The sequence below is a fragment of the Paenibacillus sp. FSL R7-0302 genome (assembly GCF_038006885.1).
GTDB lineage: Bacteria > Bacillota > Bacilli > Paenibacillales > Paenibacillaceae > Paenibacillus_AQ.
Genome location: NZ_JBBOWB010000001.1, coordinates 3,425,491 through 3,444,803, shown reverse-complemented (window position 1 = coordinate 3,444,803; position 19,313 = coordinate 3,425,491). Strand labels below are relative to the sequence as shown.

At 52.2% G+C, this 19,313-nt stretch carries 16 protein-coding genes; 12 read left to right on the top strand and 4 right to left on the bottom strand.

Annotated features, from left to right (window positions below):
- Positions 1-151 precede the first annotated feature (151 nt).
- A complete protein-coding gene (locus MKY96_RS15100; RefSeq protein WP_340941366.1) occupies positions 152-676 on the top strand; it encodes a sigma-70 family RNA polymerase sigma factor in 525 nt (174 codons plus the stop codon).
- A gap of 1 nt (position 677) precedes the next feature.
- Complete coding sequence (locus MKY96_RS15095) at positions 678-2,084, top strand: DUF4179 domain-containing protein (protein WP_340941365.1); 1,407 nt, start codon at positions 678-680, stop codon at positions 2,082-2,084.
- Positions 2,085-2,168: 84 nt separating this feature from the next.
- Here MKY96_RS15095 and MKY96_RS15090 read toward each other — a convergent pair whose 3' ends face one another.
- Positions 2,169-2,693 carry a type 1 glutamine amidotransferase domain-containing protein gene (locus MKY96_RS15090; protein WP_340941364.1) on the bottom strand — a complete coding sequence of 175 codons (525 nt, stop codon included), beginning with the start codon at positions 2,691-2,693 and terminating at the stop codon, positions 2,169-2,171.
- A 232-nt stretch (positions 2,694-2,925) separates the two neighbouring features.
- Here MKY96_RS15090 and MKY96_RS15085 point away from each other — a divergent pair, with 232 nt between their 5' ends.
- The 3 genes from MKY96_RS15085 to MKY96_RS15075 all read left to right on the top strand — a co-directional run bounded on the left by MKY96_RS15085 (position 2,926) and on the right by MKY96_RS15075 (position 5,483).
- Positions 2,926-3,363, top strand: a complete 438-nt coding sequence (locus MKY96_RS15085) for a hypothetical protein (RefSeq protein ID WP_340941363.1) — start codon at positions 2,926-2,928, stop codon at positions 3,361-3,363.
- Between the two features lie 319 nt (positions 3,364-3,682).
- The gene (gene ccpA, locus MKY96_RS15080; protein WP_036695017.1) at positions 3,683-4,693 is read left to right on the top strand and encodes a catabolite control protein A; all 1,011 of its coding nucleotides are present in this window, start codon (positions 3,683-3,685) and stop codon (positions 4,691-4,693) included.
- Between the two features lie 94 nt (positions 4,694-4,787).
- A complete protein-coding gene (locus MKY96_RS15075; RefSeq protein WP_340941362.1) occupies positions 4,788-5,483 on the top strand; it encodes a 5'-methylthioadenosine/adenosylhomocysteine nucleosidase in 696 nt (231 codons plus the stop codon).
- A 21-nt stretch (positions 5,484-5,504) separates the two neighbouring features.
- On the opposite strand, the gene MKY96_RS15070 is transcribed toward MKY96_RS15075, so the two are convergent.
- A complete protein-coding gene (locus MKY96_RS15070) occupies positions 5,505-6,137 on the bottom strand; it encodes a GNAT family N-acetyltransferase (protein WP_340941360.1) in 633 nt (210 codons plus the stop codon).
- 160 nt (positions 6,138-6,297) lie between these two features.
- Here MKY96_RS15070 and acsA point away from each other — a divergent pair, with 160 nt between their 5' ends.
- Complete coding sequence (acsA, locus tag MKY96_RS15065; protein WP_340941358.1) at positions 6,298-8,022, top strand: acetate--CoA ligase; 1,725 nt, start codon at positions 6,298-6,300, stop codon at positions 8,020-8,022.
- Between the two features lie 95 nt (positions 8,023-8,117).
- Here acsA and MKY96_RS15060 read toward each other — a convergent pair whose 3' ends face one another.
- On the bottom strand, positions 8,118-11,063 hold the full coding sequence (locus MKY96_RS15060; RefSeq protein WP_340941357.1) for a transglycosylase domain-containing protein: 2,946 nt from the start codon (positions 11,061-11,063) through the stop codon (positions 8,118-8,120).
- A 380-nt stretch (positions 11,064-11,443) separates the two neighbouring features.
- Here MKY96_RS15060 and MKY96_RS15055 point away from each other — a divergent pair, with 380 nt between their 5' ends.
- Entirely contained in the window at positions 11,444-12,574 is a 1,131-nt protein-coding gene (locus MKY96_RS15055; RefSeq protein WP_340938697.1) for an IS4 family transposase, read from the top strand.
- 407 nt (positions 12,575-12,981) lie between these two features.
- On the opposite strand, the gene rpsD is transcribed toward MKY96_RS15055, so the two are convergent.
- A complete protein-coding gene (gene rpsD, locus MKY96_RS15050; protein WP_340941356.1) occupies positions 12,982-13,581 on the bottom strand; it encodes a 30S ribosomal protein S4 in 600 nt (199 codons plus the stop codon).
- A 473-nt stretch (positions 13,582-14,054) separates the two neighbouring features.
- Here rpsD and MKY96_RS15045 point away from each other — a divergent pair, with 473 nt between their 5' ends.
- The 5 genes from MKY96_RS15045 to MKY96_RS15025 all read left to right on the top strand — a co-directional run bounded on the left by MKY96_RS15045 (position 14,055) and on the right by MKY96_RS15025 (position 19,204).
- Positions 14,055-16,061, top strand: a complete 2,007-nt coding sequence (locus tag MKY96_RS15045) for a sensor domain-containing diguanylate cyclase (RefSeq protein WP_340941355.1) — start codon at positions 14,055-14,057, stop codon at positions 16,059-16,061.
- Between the two features lie 200 nt (positions 16,062-16,261).
- Positions 16,262-17,125 carry a hypothetical protein gene (locus MKY96_RS15040; RefSeq protein WP_340941354.1) on the top strand — a complete coding sequence of 288 codons (864 nt, stop codon included), beginning with the start codon at positions 16,262-16,264 and terminating at the stop codon, positions 17,123-17,125.
- Between the two features lie 97 nt (positions 17,126-17,222).
- Entirely contained in the window at positions 17,223-18,338 is a 1,116-nt protein-coding gene (locus MKY96_RS15035; RefSeq protein WP_340941353.1) for an aminopeptidase, read from the top strand.
- 139 nt (positions 18,339-18,477) lie between these two features.
- Complete coding sequence (locus MKY96_RS15030) at positions 18,478-18,720, top strand: HPr family phosphocarrier protein (protein ID WP_036695008.1); 243 nt, start codon at positions 18,478-18,480, stop codon at positions 18,718-18,720.
- A gap of 181 nt (positions 18,721-18,901) precedes the next feature.
- Complete coding sequence (locus tag MKY96_RS15025) at positions 18,902-19,204, top strand: YlaN family protein (protein ID WP_036695007.1); 303 nt, start codon at positions 18,902-18,904, stop codon at positions 19,202-19,204.
- Positions 19,205-19,313 lie beyond the last annotated feature (109 nt).

Genomic DNA, 19,313 nt, shown 5'->3' with positions numbered 1-19,313 from the left:
TCCGGGTGAGGGTCAAGGGGGCCACACACCGGACTTTTTGTTTTGAGATCTGAGGGAACAGGCCTGCCCTGCAAAAAAAGTAAAACCGTTTGGGCTGCGGGACAGTCAGTATATACAGAAGTCAAAAAAAGAAAGGGGAGACTAAGCCTGGATGGAGCATACGTGGGAAGGCGAGCAGGTGCGCCACTTGAATGAACAGGAGCAGTTGTTTATCAACCGGGTACTGGAGCAGAAGAAAATACTCTACAGTATTGCGTACAGCTACTTGCGCAGCGAGGCGGAGGCACTCGAGATGGTTCAGGAAACTACATACCGGGCCTGGGTGAAGCGCAGGAGCCTGAAGGATGAGGACCGGTTCGCACCCTGGCTGACCCGGATTCTGATCAACTGCTGCAAGGACGAACTGAAGCGGAGGAAGAGGCTGGCTACTCCCGTTCGGGAACAGGCAAGTGCTGGACTGCAGGAGATGACCAGTGACCGTAAGCTGGATATGGAACAGGCCCTGGAAGCAGTGAAGCCGAAATACCGTCAGGTGCTTGTGCTGAAGTACTACCGGGATATGACGCTGACAGAAATTGCCGGGGTGCTGGGCAAGCCGGAAGGAACGGTCAAGACCTGGCTGAACAAGGGACTTAAGCAGTTACGTGACAAAATGAGAATCAAAGGGGGACTATAGCATGGTCAAGACAGAAGAAGAGCTGCTGAAGGAGTACTACCACAGTCTGTCGGCAGAAGCAGATGAGGTTGCAGAGATGAAGCTGAATACGGCAATCCGTAAAGGCATAACGCGTTCACGCAGAAGCTCTATGTCATTAAGGAAGCGTTATGCTCTGGCTACAGCGGCGGCAGTACTTGGGCTTGTGCTGTTATTCTCCTTTCCCCGGGCGGGTGAGGTGTTGAAGACCCAAGGGGCAGCTCCCGATCAGGCAGCAATATATCAGAGCTATGGACCCTTTGAAAAGTACATTCCAGCTGCGATGACCACAAACGCTGTATCTTCGGCAATCGAGGCTGGCCTTGTACAGCGCATTACGGGTGTTACTGTGGAGCAGAATGGATTTGTCCTGACTGTAGACGGAATTGCTGCAGATCAGAAGGGGATTATCATTTTGTATTCCTTGCAGAATAAGACTGATGAGAAGGCCAAAGTAGCACATATTCAGTTAACATCAGCTGTTTCAAATCCTTTGCATACATCCCTGGGGCCTGAGAACTCAATTTCCCCAAATCGTACAACCTATGGTTATGAAGTAAGGCAGTGGGAGAGTGACGGAGGCGCTCTTCCGGATCAATTTACACTGGAATTGGAGCTTGGTAAGTACAAACAGTTCATGCCAGCTTCAGCAGATAGCTCTCTTGCTAAATTGTCTGTAGCTCTTCCGCTGGACAGGGAGCAGATTGCTAAGGCAGGAGAAACCGTACATGTAGACAAAACACTGGAAATAGACGGTCAGAAAATTGAAATTAATGAGGTCTATCTGGCCGCCTCCGGCATTTATCTGGATTATACCTCCGACCCGCTGAACTCCAAACAGATCTTCTCCATGTACAAACCGGGGCTCTTAGCAGGCGGTAGCGGTGATTTTACGTATCTGGCTTTACGCGCTGCCAGCTTTACGGACAGTGGGGGCAGACTGATATTTGCCAACGACAAGAGCTCGGCACAATCGCTCCAGCTGCAAATCAATGGAATTCTGGCGCTGGATAAGCAGGCAACCCAATTAATTATCGATACCGACAAGCAACAAATTATCAAGGCTCCGGACCACAATCTGCAAATGTCTGTTCACAACACGGAGAGGGGCTCCACGATGGTGCTGGAATATGATTCTCAGGCACAGAGTAACAGTATTTACAATACCTTAATGCTGGGGCAAACATTCACCGATGGAGCAGGTACAGTCCATTCAGCAGACAAGTTTGAGTTCGATATTCCGCAGCGCACTGAGCGGGAGAATGCGAAGTCAATCCCAACCATGTACTACCGTGGTCTGGGCAGCAATAAATACCCGCAGCCGCTGACGTTCACTATTGAGGCGTATCCAGCCCTGATCAAAGAGAAGCTATCAGTCCCTATCCGCTAATCTCCTTTAAAAGCGGCAACAAGCCCTGAACCCTGTCAGACGACAGGGCAGGGCTTGTTGTTTATACTAGATATTAACTGCCTGTTATTCCCCGGCCAGCGCATCGCAGAACGCTTTGCCGTAAGGCGGCAGGTCCGGCGGGCGGCGGGCGGAGATGATATGGCCGTCCCGGACGAGCGGCTCGTCCTTCCAGATGGCTCCGGCGTTCTCCATATCGTCACGGATGCCCGGCGTGGAGGTGACCGTTACGCCTTCGAGAATTTTGGCGGAGATTAAGACCCAGCCGGCATGGCAGATCTGGCCAATCGGCTTCTTCGCAGTATTGAAATCCTGCACCAGCTGCAGCACTGCGCTGTAGCGGCGGATTTTGTCGGGTGCCCAGCCTCCGGGAACAAGGATGCCGTCATAATCGGCAGCCTTCAGCTCGTCCCAGCTGTATTCAGCGGTGGCAGGTACGCCATATTTACCGACATACGTCTTGCCCTTCTCAAGGCCTGCCAGATGTACCTCAGCCCCTTCCTCACGCACGCGGTATACGGGATACCACAGCTCAAGATCTTCAAATTCATCGTCCACCAGCGCAATGACTTTTTTACCTGATAGTCTCATTCTGTACAGCTCCCTTCGGTTCAACTCATTGATATCTATGTCATTCTATCAAAAGAGACACATGAAGTCACTTTTCGATATGGAAATTCCTACGACTATTGCCAATTAAAACATGATATGCAAACTTGCAGGGATTCAGGGGAATGAGGTCGAATACTAGAAAGAGAAAAGCCAAAACTATGCGTTTTTAAAAGATCATTCTGAGGTGTGGGAGATGTATAAGGAACAATTAATGAAGAAGTCTTGTGGCTGCGGCGGGATCATGACCATACATATGCATACGCTGATTTATAGTGCGAAGATCAAAATTACGAATGTCCCTGTATATACCTGCGGGCAATGTGCCCGTTATGAGCCCTTGCCGGTTATTAAGCGTGACCTGGGCCTGCTGATCCGGGAGCTTGGAGAGCGCCCAGTGGGCAATCTGCATCTGTCCTTTGCGGACCGTAATGAGTGGGCCAGTGTGCTGAAGGATACCTTTGCTGCGGGCTTGTTTGCCGGCGGCTTGCCGGAGCTGGAGGAGGCTATCCGCAAGGCTATGCAGAGCCGGATTGATCTGCTGCTGGATGTATACCGCACGGCGGCGGATCTGTCCGATAAGAAGTGGATGGAAGAGATCGGCCTGCGGCTCTCCCAGTTGACGGCTCATTCGGCAGAAAGTGCCAAATAAAGGAGCATTTTTTGACATTTTGAAAAAAAGTCTGCAAAAACAATGAAAAACTTTCAATGAATGTTGGATTTTTCACGCGCTTTTTGATACGATAGAGAAAGCATACAGAATTCTTGAAATTTTAAGGGCTTTCCACTGGAAGCTATTGGAGAATCAGGAATTGGCGGAAGGCGTCAAAGCCGCGCCAGGACTGGCGTTTCAACCTTTGAAAGAAATTTTGAAAGGAAAATGAAGCGTTATCATTGCACAATTGTACAAAGTGTCGTATCATAATTTTAATTAGTCGAACGATAAAATTTATCGCAATGGAGAGAGTAATTTGACGGTAACCATTTACGATGTAGCTCGAGAAGCAGGCGTATCTATGGCTACGGTATCACGGGTTGTGAATAATAACCCCAACGTGAAACCGCAGACCCGGAAGAAGGTTTTTGAAGCGATTGAGCGTTTGGGCTATCGTCCGAATGCGGTGGCGAGAGGTCTCGCCAGCAAGAAAACGACAACCGTAGGGGTTGTTATCCCTGATATCTCAAACTCGATTTTTGCGGAAATTGCACGCGGGATTGAAGATATTGCCAATATGTATCACTACAACATTATTCTCTGTAACGCTGACAAGCGTAAAGAGAAAGAGATTCGTGTCATTAACACACTGCTCGAGAAGCAGGTGGACGGGCTGCTGTTCATGGGCGGAACCGTTACGGAAGAGCATATTCAAGCGTTCCAGACCTCTGCTGTGCCTATCGTGCTCTGTGCGACCCGCGATGAGAAGGGAACGTATCCTTCCGTGGATATCGACCACGAGACGGCTGCATTTGATGCAGTGAATACGCTGATCCGCCACGGACACCGCGAGATCGCAATGATCAGCGGTACGCTGCAGGACCCTGCGAACGGATATGCCCGGTTCCACGGCTACAAGAAGGCGCTGGAAGCGGCAGGTATCGAGTATCAGGAGGATCTGGTGCGCATTGGTAACTATCGTTACGAATCCGGTGTCGAAGCCATGAAGTACTTCCTGGGTCTGAAGAAGAAGCCGACAGCTATCTTTGCTGCTACCGATGAGATGGCGATTGGTGCCATTCACAGCATTCAGGATGAAGGCCTCAAAGTGCCGGATGACTTCTCAATTATCAGTGTTGACAACATCCGGATGGCTTCAATGGTTCGTCCGCTCCTCACTACTGTAGCACAGCCGATGTATGATCTCGGTGCTGTAGCGATGAGACTGCTGACGAAGCTGATGAAGAAGGAGACGGTTGAGAATCCGCGGGTTATTTTGCCGCATGAGACCATTCTTCGTCTGTCTGTCAATCATGTCAACAAATAAGACTTGTATATTCAGCATGTGAATATAGGTTTCATAAGAAGCTCCTTCGGGAGCTTTTTATGTTTGCAGGCAGAAAGTTCAAGGGGGATATGAAATGAGCGGAGTGCTGGGGCTGATTGGCGCAATGGATGAAGAAATCAAGCTGCTGCTGGAAGAGATGGATAATCGGCAGACCACGGTGAAGGCCGGAATTACCTTTTATGCAGGGATAGTGTTCGGGAAGGCAGCTGTAGTCTGCAAATCAGGGGTAGGGAAGGTGAACGCCGCAGTAACCACACAGATTCTGCTGGACAGCTTCGATGTAGAGCAGGTGCTGTTCACCGGAGTGGCCGGGGCGCTGCACCCTGAGCTGAACATCGGGGATATTGTTATTTCGTCATCCTGTATTCAGCATGATATGGATGCTACAGCGCTCGGCTTTGCCAGAGGAGTGATCCCATATCAGGAGATCTCCGCCTTCCAGGCAGATCCGCTGCTGGTGAAGTTAGCAGAAGAGGCCTGTCTAGAGCTGGAGCAGAAGTCTGTAACAGGCATTGTGCTGTCCGGGGATCAATTCATTGCCAGCAGGGCGTCAGTAGCTATGCTGCGTGAGCAGCTGGACGGGGCCTGTGCGGAGATGGAGGGTGCGGCGGTCGCTCAAGTCTGCCATATGAACGGGATACCTTTTGTAATCGTACGTTCCATGTCGGACAAAGCAGACGGCTCAGCCCATGTGAATTACAGTGAGTTCACCGTCACTGCCTCGCAGCATTCGCATGCCATTCTGGAGCATATGCTTAAGGCTATGTAACCTGCAGGCAGGCCGCCTGAATTAATACATAAACCGCTGTCTGAAGCGCACCCGGTCGAAGGTCTCGCGGGAGGACAGCGGCACTTCCCGGCCCATACGCACCATGAGGCAATTGGCCGGATGCGAGCAGATCTCCGGGTCATCGGTAGCATACCACACCATATCTACCGTCTTCATCAGCTTCTCCATCATCTGGCGGTACTCCCATACATTAAGACCGCTCCCCTTGAGGTCCCAGTGCCAATAATATTCGGTTGTGAATACGATGCAGTTCTCCAGTTGTCCCTCTTCAAAAGCGCTTGAAACCAGCAGCTTCGCAAGTCCGCTCCCGCGGTACTCGTCAGCTACTTCGATGGCTCCCAGCTCAATCAGATCCTCCATCCCGCCCTGAGACCATAACTCCAGTTCATCCGGATAATGAAAAGTAACATAGCCCACGATAACGTCTGAGACCACTGCTGCTACGATGCGTCCCTCGGGTAAGCCCGATATCTCTATCAAGGCTTCGAGCTGCTCCTGCGGCTTACGGAAGGCGTCCAGATCGCGGTGCATGCTTAAGGTCTGAAGCTTTTCGGGAGATAGGGGGCCACGGACACAAATCAGCCGGCCTTGATACTCTATGGTATGGGATACAGGGATTTTATGGTGCTCCATGCTTGGGCTCCCTTCCGGTTCACTATAATATGGAATGTAACCGCTTCCTGTGATATACTGATTCCGACACGGAATATTCACATTTAGAGCATTGACGGAATTAATAGAATTAGAGGGTACCCTTAAAGCTTAAAGCAAACCAGTAGGGGAGGCAAGAGTAATGGGGCAAGTTCAAGGCGAAATTTTGCCGGGCCGGGTGCAGCACTCGAATATGGAGGATTATTCCCGGGCAGTTGAAGAATTCCGGTGGGAGGATGTCGAGCGCAGCTTCTCCTGGCATGGGACCGGCAAGGTGAATATGGCACATGAAGCTGTAGACCGTCATGTCGAGGAGGGGCGGGGGGCTGCTACAGCGCTGATCTACAGTGATGCGGTGCGCGAGGAGCGGTACACCTTCGCCGACTTACAGGAGCGGTCGAATAAGTTCGGTAATGTACTACGCAAATATGGAATCGGTAAAGGCGACAGGGTGTTCATCTTCATGCCGCGTACCCCGGAGCTGTATTTCAGCCTGCTTGGCATTCTGAAGACGGGAGCAGTGGCAGGTCCGCTGTTCGAGGCATTCATGGAGACGGCGGTCAAGGACCGTCTGGAGGACAGCGGAGCGGTGGCGCTGGTGACCACACCGGAGCTGCTGCACCGGGTGAAGCGGGAGCAGCTCCCCGGATTGCGCCATATCTTTGTCGTCGGAGCCTCTGCTGATGAGGATTCCGGACTGTTGAGCTATGAAACGGAAATGGCCGAAGCCTCTGCCGAGCTGGAACCGGAGTGGCTGAGTCTTGAGGATGGTCTGATTATGCATTATACCTCCGGCTCCACCGGGAAGCCCAAAGGCATCTACCATGTGCAGAGAGCCATGATCCAGCAATATTATACAGGCAGGGTAGTCCTGGACCTGCGCCCGGAAGATGTGTACTGGTGCACGGCCGATCCGGGTTGGGTGACCGGAACCTCTTACGGGATTTTTGCCCCTTGGCTGAATGGAGTAGCCAATGTAGTCCGGGGAGGCCGCTTCAGCCCTCTGGATTGGTATAAGACGATTGAGCGCTTCGGGGTGAACGTATGGTACAGTGCGCCTACGGCTTTCCGGATGCTGATGGGGGCTGGCAAGGAGACGCTGGAGGGGATTGATCTCAGCAGTCTGCGTCATGTGCTGTCAGTCGGCGAGCCGCTGAACCCGGAGGTCGTGCGCTGGGGCGACAAAATCTATCAGCAGCGGATTCATGATACGTGGTGGATGACCGAGACGGGAGCGCAGCTCATCTGCAACTACCCGGGAATGGACATCAAGCCAGGCTCCATGGGCCGGCCGCTGCCGGGGATCGAAGCAGCTATCCTTGATGACCGCGGCAACGTACTGCCGCCTTATGCTATGGGCAATCTGGCCATTCGCACCCCCTGGCCGTCCATGATGGCCAAGGTGTGGAATAACCAGGCTAAATACGATGAATACTTCCGAATTCCCGGATGGTATATCTCGGGGGATTCTGCGTACATGGATGAGGACGGCTATTTCTGGTTTCAGGGCCGGATTGATGATGTGATCAATTCCTCCGGGGAGCGGATCGGACCCTTTGAGGTCGAGAGCAAGCTGGTGGAGCATCCGGCTGTAGCGGAGGCTGGGGTAATCGGCAAGCCGGATGTCATGCGCGGAGAGATCATCAAGGCCTTCATCTCGCTGCGGGATGGATACAGTCCAACCGCAGAGCTGAAGGAAGAGATCGCAGCATTTGTCAAAGCGGGCCTGTCTGCCCATGCTGCACCGCGCGAAATCGAGTTCAAGGATAAGCTGCCCAAGACCCGGTCCGGCAAAATTATGCGCCGTGTACTGAAGGCCTGGGAGCTGCATCTTCCGGCAGGCGATCTGTCTACGATCGAAGACTAGGCAGATCCGGAGTGTTGCAATCTATTGAAAAAGCCCGTTCCCCGGGATAAGGGGAACGGGCTTTTGAAGCTTATACTGAAGTCTGTCTGGTGAGCTTAACGGCCGGTATTGCCTGTTGCGTTAGTAGCGGTACTGCCTCCGGCATTGCCGCCCGTATTCCCGCTGTTTCCGCCGGCTCCATTACCGCTTGACGGAGTTGCAGGATCCACAGCAGGCGGCTGAACAATGATCATGCCCGGGTCCTCTGTACTGTCCGGGATGATTCCGGCGTCCGGTGTCGGCTCAGCGTCCGGCGTCTGTTCCGGAGTTGGTGTAGGCTCAGGTGTAGGCTTAATGCCGCCAGCCACACTACCGGAAGCAGTCTCATGTCCGGCTACGTCCACGGCAGCCACATAGAAGGTAGCATTAGCGCCTGCCGGAGTACCCGGCCTGAATACGGTGCTCTCTCCAGCTGCGAGAACGGCCTGCTTCTGGAAAGATCCGCCGTTCAGGGAACGGTAGAGGCGGTAGCCGACAACATCCGGCGAACCGCTTGGAGTGAAGGTAACTACAGCCTTGCCTGTACTGTAGGAGACCATGACTTCACCGGGAGCACTTGGCCCGTTGCCGTCATCGACCCGCGGATCGACCTCAGTCGGATAGTCGGTTTTGGCATCCTGCGGCATGTAGTACGATAGTGACTCATGCGATTTCATCGCCGGGAAGGCGGCCAGCAGCTCTTTGACCAGCTCCTGAATCGGCTTCTCGCGCTTGACGACGATCTTTTCCTTCAAGAAATCCTCAGGAGTTCCTTCGAGAGGGATGTAGTTCACCCCGTTATAAGTGATGTATCTGGCATTGGAGATTCCGTCGTCGCTCTCCTTAGGAACAAATTTCGTGTTGAACAGATCCGTTGTGAATCTATCCGTCAGCTTGGAAGGCTTCTTGCCGCTGTATGCCGAGACGGTCGCCTTGACAATGCCCTCCGGCTGGGCAAATTCCTTCGTGGTGAACAGTTCGGGACGCTTGTCAATCACTGTATTCATAACCTTGGTCCACAGGGTCTGCGCCTGACGCTTCTGCGTATCCCCCTGCAGGGTATTGACCTGCTCTTTGTAGCCCACCCAAATTCCAAGGGTGACATCCGGGGAATAGCCCATGAACCAGACATCCCCGTAGTTCTGGGTGGAGCCGGTTTTGCCGACAATCGGAACTTCCTTGAAATGCTTGTAGTTCCTCTTCACTGTAGTTGCTGTTCCGTCAGTAATTACGGTACGCAGCATATCCGTCATCAGATAAGCGGTCTGCTTGGAGAAGACCTGTTCCGGGTTAACTTTATGCTGGTAGACGATTTTGCCCTGACTGTCCACGATCTTCTCGATCATATAAGCATCATTGAAGGCACCGCCGTTACCGATGGAGGAGTAGGCGTTGGTCAGCTCTTCCACGGATACCCCGTAACGCAGCCCCCCGATAACCCCGGTCTGAGCGCTATAGTCATTGTCCTGGATGGTGGTAATCCCCAGCTTCTTGGAGAAGGCCCAGGCCTTCTCAATTCCCACCTTGTCATTGAACAGCTTCAAGGCCGGAAGGTTCAGGGATTTGTTCAGGGCATAACGGGCGGTAACCAGACCCTGATAACGGTTGTTGGCGTTCTTGGGAATGTGGTAGCCTTTGCCTCCGTCCTTCATGACAATCGGCGCATCATCCAGAATGCCGGCAGGCTGAATGAGCCCTGCATCCAGTGCAGGCAGGTACGCTGCGATCGGCTTCATGGTGGAGCCGGGCTGGCGGATCATCTGAGTGGCGTAGTTCATCTGCTCGATGTTGAAATCGCGTCCTTCAATCATGCCGAGAATCGCGCCGGTCTTATTGTTAATCATCATGCCGGCTGTCTGTTCCTTGCCTCTAGCCTTGCTGTCCTTGGTGAAATTACTGCTGTCATCCGAGACACTGTGCATCGCACTGTACACTTTCTTATCTATGGTGGTGTACACCCGATAGCCGCCGGTCATCAGCTGCTGGCGTGCTTCCTCCAGAAGCTGGGCGGAATCGGCAGCAGCAGCAGCCGCCTTGTCTGACGTACCTTGGTTCAGCTTCAGCAGAATCTCGGACGCTTTGCGTTCGGTCTCCATCATGAGATAAGGGAAGGTGGCATAGGCCTTCTTCGTATGCGGTGCAAGGGAGCTCTTGATATCGAAGAGCAGCGCCTCATCGTACTGGGAAGTGGTAATCTTGTTCTCCTCCAGCATCCGCCGTAAGACCAGCTTCTGGCGGTCCATCGCCCGGCCGAAGGCCGTCTCGTTGAATTCCCCTATGCCGTTGAACGCAGAGTACTTGGAGGGGAGCTGGGGCAAGCCGGCGAGATACGCCGCCTGGGCCACATTCAGCTTCTCCAGATCATCCAGGCCGAAGATGCCTTTGGCGGCAGCCTTAATACCGAATACATTATAGCCGTTGGAACCGTTCCCGAAAGGAACCTTATTTAAATAAGCCGTTAAAATTTCCTGCTTGGACAAGAAACGTTCCAGCCGCAGGGACAGCAGAATTTCCTTCACCTTGCGGTCTTCCGTGCGGTCCAGGTTCAGGAACACGCGCCGTGCAAGCTGCTGGGTAAGGGTGCTGCCCCCGGTCTGAACGGATTCATTCAGTACCTTTTGCTTGACGGCCCGCAGGGTGCCGCTGAAATCCACCCCTTTATGATTGTAGAAATTATTGTCCTCTATAGCGAGAACGGCATCAATCACAAGCTGCGGAATATCGTTGAATTCAATAAGTCTGCGGTCTTCTTCTGTGCGGAGCTGGCCAATCGGCTGTCCGTCACTGAAATAGGCAAAGCCGGTAATGGCGTTCAGCCCAACCTGCTGCTGGATTAGTTCTTCGGGCCGGACCGGGTCGTCCTTCACTATTGAAGTGACGTAGCCGGCTACAGCGCCGCCGGCGAACAGGCAGCCGAGTATACCGAGTATGAACATCCACTTCACAACTGAACCGAACCTGCGGAGCCAGGATCTGCGCGGTGGACGCTGTTTTGCGGTCTTCTTTTTCTTCTCCTCAACCATCGACGATAATCCTCCTTTTAACGGAACTATTATAGCACAATTTGGCGATTTTGAATGCGCTTCTGCCGGAGAGGATTTTTTTGCAGTTGACACGCGCTGTATTTTCAACAGGAGAGTAAGGATGGAATATTTACTTTTGAGACAGCCACATGAAGCTTCAAAAATAACTCAGGTACTTTGCAGGGGGCCCAAAACATATAAATCAGAACTAAATCACCCTGCGGGTGAACGGTGCTAATGCCTCTCTCATCGGCCGCTTTTAAGGAGCAGTAATGTTGCACTTTTTGCAAGCGTGTTGATTTCCCAAAAAAAGGGACAAAAAGGCCGCCATTTCGGGTAATGGTAAGTACGACCAAACCAAACCGAAATGAGGCGACCTCATGAATAAATATACCCCATTCTTAGCCGTTTTCAAACAAGTACTAACACCGGAAGAAGTCCAAATGGTGACCGGACAGACCGAGGACTACGAGGATACAGCAACCAAAATGACCGTCGAGTTGCTGCTCGATTACTTTGTCCAAGCCTGTTACCACAAATGGGACGGCTTCCGGCAAAGTGCCCGCTTAGGCCCAAGCGTTGACTTGCCCGAGATTCATTACTCCACGTTTTCCGGCAAGGCCGGTGAAGTCCCTTACGACATCTTCAAACGTATCTTTCAAATGCTCGTCCAGAAATGTAACCGGCAAACCCGGCGGCACCTGAATCTGCCTAAAGATCTTCTGCTTATTGACTCTACGACGATTACGGCGGCAAACTCCCACATGTCTTGGGCTCCGTATAAAAAATTCAGAGGAGGCATTAAGCTGCATGTCGCTTTTTCGCATGGGCAGCGTTCTCCCGTGAAAGTGGTCGAATCGATTGCCCGGCGCAATGACGCTCCATTTGGAGAAGTCTTGGCCGATAAGGACTACCTTTTAGTCCAGGATCGAGCGTATGGAAAAATCGGTCGATTGGATCAATATGTGCAGCAAGGTCAGTCCTTTGTGATTCGTCTGAAAGACAATCTCCATTTGGTGATGCCGCGAAAGCTTCAGCGACCGGCGGAGGGAGACACCAAAATTGTACGCGATATCACCTGTTATATTGGTCAAGGGAAATGCCAGTCCGCCCAGCGCCACCGCGTCGTTGAATTTGAAAATGACCGGGGTGAAGTCGTACGGGTCGTGACCGATTTGAGAAAAGAGTCCGCTCATGTGATCGCTGAAATCTACAAGGCCCGCTGGCAAATTGAAGTCTTTTTCCGCTGGATTAAACAGCATCTGAATGTGCCCTGTCTATTCGGAACGACCGAAAATGCGGTATATAGCCAGTTATATGTGGCCTTTTGTGTCTATGTGCTTTTAAAGTGCCTATACGATACCGTTCAACCTAAAGTCCCAACCTTTGCTCAATTGACCTTTTGGGAATTTATGCAGTATTGGCGTATGTTTAATCTTCCGCTGGAGTGGCAGGTTCAGTTTAATCTGCTCAGGCGTAAAGGTCATCCTGGCATTTTGTCCCTCCCATAATATGGGGAATCAACACGCCTGCACTTTTTGCAGGATTTCTCTATACCTTTTACGGGTTGAAGTACAATGTTGCATGATTTGCACAAATTTCGGTGTTTAGAGCAAGTTAGCGCTGAATTTGTTGCATTTCGTGCAAGATTTCAGCATAGACCGCTTCTTTGGGGCAGTAATGTTGCACTTTTGGCAGGATTCCTCTTAAAATATTACTGGCTGTGATGCATGTGGCCCTTCCCTCCGCGCAGCGGCATCCTGAAAATACGTCTGGGACTGCGATAAACACACGGCCTACGCGGTGCACCCAGTCCAATATGTTCGGTTTCCTGTTAAAATATGTTGAATAAATGAGCAAAAAAAAGCCCCCGGATAGAAATCCGGGAGCTTTGATCAGATTCCGCTGTAAGCGAATCTTAACGGTTGTAGAATTCGACGATTTGCTTCTCATCGATATCCTGGGACAGCTCGGCACGTTCCGGCAGACGAAGGAATTTACCTTCGAATGATCCGTCAGCATATTCCAGGTAGCCTGGAAGGTGGGAGCGGTTGTCGAGAGCTTCTTTGATTGAAGCCATAGCGCGGCTTCTTTCGCGGAGTCCGATAACGTCGCCAATGCTTACACGGTAAGAAGCGATGTCGACTTTTTTGCCGTTAACGGTTACGTGGCCGTGGGATACCAACTGGCGTGCGCCTGCACGGGAGTTAGCGAATCCAAGACGGTAAACCAGGTTGTCCAGGCGGCTTTCGAGCAGGAACATGAAGTTTTCGCCCGCAATACCCTGGAGCTTTTGTGCCTTAGTGAAAAGAGTTTTAAACTGCTTTTCGCCCAGGCCGTACATGTGGCGCAGTTTTTGTTTTTCCAAAAGCTGCATTCCGTAGTTACTTACTTTTCTGCGTTGGTTAGCGCCGTGCTGTCCTGGTGGGAAAGGGCGTTTCAGGTCTTTGCCTGTACCGCTAAGGGAAATGCCCAGACGGCGGCTGAGTTTGAATTTAGGTCCGGTGTAACGTGCCATATTATAGTAGACTCCTTTTAATGAAAAAATGTATTGTAGGGCCTATTTGCGCCGCAATTCGTATCCGTGAAAGCGTTAAATGGTTTCACACTGCCGAGGGAAGTTCAGCCGCTGCCCTGGCAGTAACGAAATGCGTAGAGGGTGACACAACGTTACGCCCAATAAGACTTGTTACAGTCTTGTTCAACAATAAATATTATATGAAAATGACAGTCAAAGTCAAGCGCAACTTAAAAGAGTTTTTGTCTATGTTTGTCGTTAGTTCTTTGGTCCTAAAAAAAATCCCGGTTTTGCGGAAAATATAATGCAATACCTCAAGAAAGGGAGTAAAATATAACTAATTGGATGTTATCGGAAAACTGTGATTTCAAATATCCTGACTATATTTACGCTGGATTGGTAATGTCTCTACTATAGAATCAGGGGGCGTACTCGGGTCTGGCCTGATTGAAGATGCAAAGGAGGTCCTCTTTATGTCAGAGCAGGAGGCATACGGCCATAAGGATCGGGACAGCCGTATGCTGTTACAGGACATGAGGCAATCCGGCGGAGAAGATGTAGATCCCGCCGCCTGGCTGAAAGAGACGGATATCGTGTCTCACGATTTCCCCTACGCCGCCAGCTTGATTGCCGAGAGCTTCAGGGAATGGCAAGGACAGGGAGTCCCCTCCTTCGCGAAGGCCTGGAGCTGGTGTGTGCTGAATTATGAAGGTAATTGGATTGAGCCCGGCTCTGAATTCCGGCAGGGGCGCTGGAGAGCAGAGTGGGAAGAAGCGGCGGGAATCTGCCTGCAGACAGGCGGGATGTATGCCGCCGAGGTTCTGGAGGAAGGACAAGCCTATTCACTTCTGGCTTTGCCGGTATTTACGCGCGGGCACCGGGAAATCTTTGCCGTGCTTGGCTGCAGAATGCCTGCTGAGCAGTACGAGTCGGGCGGGAAGCATACGGCTGAAGCCATGTCGATGCATTTCCAGACCTGCTTTTATCACCGGTTTGAGCATGTGTTTGTCTCGGATCTTGCGGGAATTCATCTGCATGCCGAGCGTGAGGGCAGCCGCCGTTCGCTGCTTTTTCAGATTGTCCAGCGCATGCATGACAACATTGATGTAGATGCCGTGCTGACGGAGGTCATTGACAGTATCGCTGCGATGTATCCGGGGGCGCGGCTTGATTTGTTCATGTCCCAGGACCACCGCAGCACGCATCCTCAGGTCAAGCCGCTTCCGCTGACATGGGCAGGCAATGATGTCTGTGACCGTGCCTTCAAGGATGGGCGGGTCACGCTTCATGCCGGGCGTGATGAGAACGGGACTGTTGAGGTAGGGCTTCCGCTCGGCGGCAAGCAGGGGGTATACGGTGTGTTTCATATGATTATGGACAAGGCGTCCTTCCATGAGCTGGATCTTAGCTTCCTGACCATGGTCGCGGATACCGCCGGTACCGCCTTTGAGAATGCGAAGCTGTATGAACGCTCCAACCAGCTGATCAGGGAGCTGCGCATGAGCAATGAGCTTACCCAGCGGCTGAATCAGAGCCTCAGGCTCGGCGATATTTTCCAGTTTGCCTTTGAAGAGCTGCTGGCAATGTTCGAGGCGGATTATTGCTGTATCCTCCATAAGAATGAAGAGCGCGGCGGGCTTGAGGTCATCGCCTGCAATTATCTGCCGCTGCTGGGTGAAATATTGGATGGCAGTCAGGGACTCGGCGGTAAGGTCTATGCTACGGGAGAGCCGCTGCTGGTCTCCGATTACAAGTATGCTGCGGGGCAGACCTCGACGCTGATGGATGCTACCGGCTCACAGTCGCTGATCGCTACTCCGCTGAATGTGGGGGGAGAGGTGCGGGGAGCCATTATGCTGGCGCATAAGCAGGCCCACTTCTTCTCCTATGACAGCTACCGTCTGCTGCAGGCGATGGCCGGTCATATCGGGCTGGCTGTCGGAAATGCGAGGCTTCATGCCGAGGTGCACCGCCTGGCGAACCGGGATACGCTGACCGGACTTTTTGCCCGCCACTATCTGGATGAAGAGATTAAGCAGCGGCAGTCGAGTGATTTTTGCGGAACCCTGATTGTGGTGGACATTGACCAGTTCAAGATGGTGAACGATACCTATGGACATCAGAAGGGGGACAAAATCCTGAAGCAGGTCAGCGACATCGTGAAGACCTCAATCCGCCAGGGGGATGTCGCCGCCAGATGGGGCGGGGAAGAGCTTGCAGTCTATCTGCCTCAGCTTGGGGTGCAGCAGGCCGTATTCGTAGGGGAGCGTATCCGCAAGCGTGTGATGGGAGAGACAGAGCCGCGTGTGACCGTGTCCTGCGGGGTCGCCGAGTGGAGCTGGACCGATGACCGGGTCAGTGTGGAATCTCTCTTTTACCGGGCGGATATGGCGCTCTACGAGGCCAAGAACAACGGGCGCAACCAGGTTGTGATCGATAACAAAACCGTAGAGAATAATTTGAAGAATCCTTGGGCTTAGGCCTTAAGGATTTTTCTTTTGTGCAAATATAAGAACTTATATGTTCCGGGGTCCCCGCAAAGTACCTGAATGGACATCGAAGTCAAAGCCCCGCTAAATGGGCGTGTTTTGCGTCATCCGGCGTATAAGCCCTGCATTCAGGGAGACCCTAGGTAGAATGCAGGTACACTCTACTTTCTTGCGGAAAGGGCTTGATGGCCATGATGAACTTACGATGCGTCCGCACGGGAATTCTTGCCCTGCTGATGCTCTCCAGCCTTGCATTCAGCGGATGCACGGGTATGAAGGACAAACCGGCTGCGGAGGATTTGAATCTGGTAATGGCGGGGATGGATGGCACTGACGGGGTGTCCTTTGAAGGAGCGGCTGCCCTGCTGATCGACGGGAAAACGATCCCGGAATCCTCGCTCTACTATGGGGGAAAGGTAGCGGATCATAACCGGGTCAGCCTCTATTCGCTCCTGCCGGACGGCGGACATCCCGCTTCTGCGGCGGAGTCCGGTCCGCGTTCTCTGGAGCAGGGCTCGGGAGATGCGCCCGTCTACTATACCCGGATGGTGAAGGAGGACGGAAAATGGACGATGAAGCAGGCCTCTCCGGCCTTGGGCGGCAGTAATCCCCTGGAGGCACTGAATCCGCTGCGTCAGCTGGAGGAGCTGGAGAAGATGGGCAAGAAGGTGACGGAGGAAGCGGGCAGCGCCAGAGGGACACGGGTCCTGCGGATTGAATTAACGGCAGAGGAGGCGCGCAGACAGCTCTCGGCAGAGCTTGCGCAGAAGATGCAGGCAATTAAGCCGGCTGCCAGAATAGGCGCTGCTGCGCCTGCTGACACTCAGGCTAAGGCACTTGCGGCAAAGAGTGCACTGTGGGAACAGAAGCAGACAGAGCTGCAGCAGAGGCTGAACCAGGCGGATATCCGCACGGTATATTATCTTAAGGTTGACCCGAAGCGGAATCTGCCCACCCGGCTGACTTCGAACCGCACCCTAACCTATCCCGGCAAGGCTGGTGCGACCACGGAAGAAGCCTACATTACGCAGGTGGATTTCTATGGTTATAAGTGAACGGTTCCCTTCCCGAAGATGGCTTGCGCTCTATGATAGGCGTGCTACAATATAACGGTATGTTTATTTTCAGCAAGAGGAAGGAAGAGAGAGACAGATGAATGATCCCCGGATTCAAAAGCTTGCGGCGAACCTTGTAGGTTACTCCGTAAACGTACAGCCCGGCGAGAATGTGCTCGTCGAAATGATCGGCAGTGAACGAGATTTGATCAAAGCCGTTGTGGAGGAAGTGGGGAAGGCCGGAGGCCGTGCATTTGTGCAGCTGACCGACCGCACTGTTCTGCGCAGTATGCTCAAATATGCAACACCTGAAGGCATCAAGACCTGGGCGGAGATCGACCTGAACCGGATGAAGCAGATGGACTGCTATATCGGCATCCGTGCCGGTGAGAATGTCAATGATCTGTCCGATGTGCCGGAAGAGAACATGAAGCTCTACAATTCCCTGTATTCCCACCCGGTACATAGCGAGCAGCGCGTCAAGCACACCAAATGGGTGGTGCTGCGTTATCCTAACGCCAGTATGGCTCAGCTCGCCAACACGAGCACTGAGGCCTTCGAGGACTTTTACTTCGAGGTCTGCAATCTGGATTATGCCAAAATGGATAAGGCCCAGGATTCACTGGCTGAGCTTATGCGCAGAACCGACAAGGTGCGTATATCCGGGCCCGGAACAGACCTTACATTCTCCATCAAGGGAATCGGGGCGGAGAAATGCTCCGGCCAGAAAAATATCCCGGACGGAGAAGTGTACAGCGCGCCTGTCAGGGATTCCGTGAATGGAACGATCAGCTATAATGCCGCATCGATCTATAACGGGGTGACCTTCGAGAATGTGAAGTTTACGTTCGAGAACGGCCGGATCACAGAGGCTTCCAGCAATGATACCGCGCGGCTGAATGAAATTCTGGATTCCGACGACGGAGCGCGCCATATCGGTGAGTTCGCCATCGGCTTCAACCCTTATATTCTGCATCCGATGAAGGATATTCTGTTCGATGAGAAAATTGCCGGCAGTCTGCACTTCACACCGGGCCAGGCGTATGATGTGACGGACAACGGCAACCGTTCGTCCATTCACTGGGACCTCGTGCTGATTCAGCGTCCTGATTACGGCGGCGGCGAAATTTACTTCGACGATGTGCTGATCCGTAAGGACGGAATTTTTGTGGTGCCGGAGCTGGAAGGTCTGAATCCGGAGAACCTGAAATAAAATGGTATAAAAGCGGGATTCCAAAAGCACGTAAAGGCCGGTTTCCAAGAAACACCTTGCGTGAGTAAGCGGATTCAATGTATCATGGAATTGGTAACAAGTGAACATAAGTATATAATCAAGTTGCGGAGGGATTCCTATGTCCAACAATGCGGCAATCGTGGATATTGCACAGACAGCAAGCCAATTTAATTCATCTATCGTTCTTCAAGCGGACAACAAGTACATTGATGTTAAGAGCATCCTGGGCTTGTTCACCACCCTGGTATCCAGCCAAAGCTATGAGCTGCATGTACATGGCACAGATGCCGAGGAAGCTAAGAAAGCCATGAGTGAAGTTTTCGCCAAACACAATTTGAATTTTACAGTAGTAGCAGAGTAATTCCAGTTTCTTCTCAGACGTCCGGCCTTACGGCTGGGCGTCTTTGCTGTGGAACCAGGCGGTTTTGCAGGAACTTCAGGAATAACCCAAACTGAAATCTTGTATTAGGTCCTAATTTCGACTAATATTAAGAATAATAAGCAATCGCTGCTGTAACTTTTGGACATGGGGGGGAAAATGCATGACTTCATCGGATTTGCAGGAACAGCTCAATATCAAAGCAATCAATCTTCTTCAAGAAGATGCCGATAAAATTCAGAAGCTCATTGAAGTACAGATGGAGAATTTGGCAACCCGTTACTGCCCTCTCTATGAGGAAGTGCTGGATACCCAGATGTACGGCTTCTCCAGAGAGGTCGATTTTGCGGTCAGAGCGGGGCTGGTGCCGGAGCTTACAGGCAAGCAGGTGCTAAGCAAGCTGGAACGCAACTTGGCGGTACTATATGAGGCACTGAACAAGAAAGCTGAAGAACGGGAGATGTAAGGACCCGGTCATCAAGTGGAAACGGCTTTGCCGTCCTTTTACAGGACGGTACCGTTTCAGCATATAATTCTTATATTTTCAGCAAAACGCACACGACAGACCCGGGGGT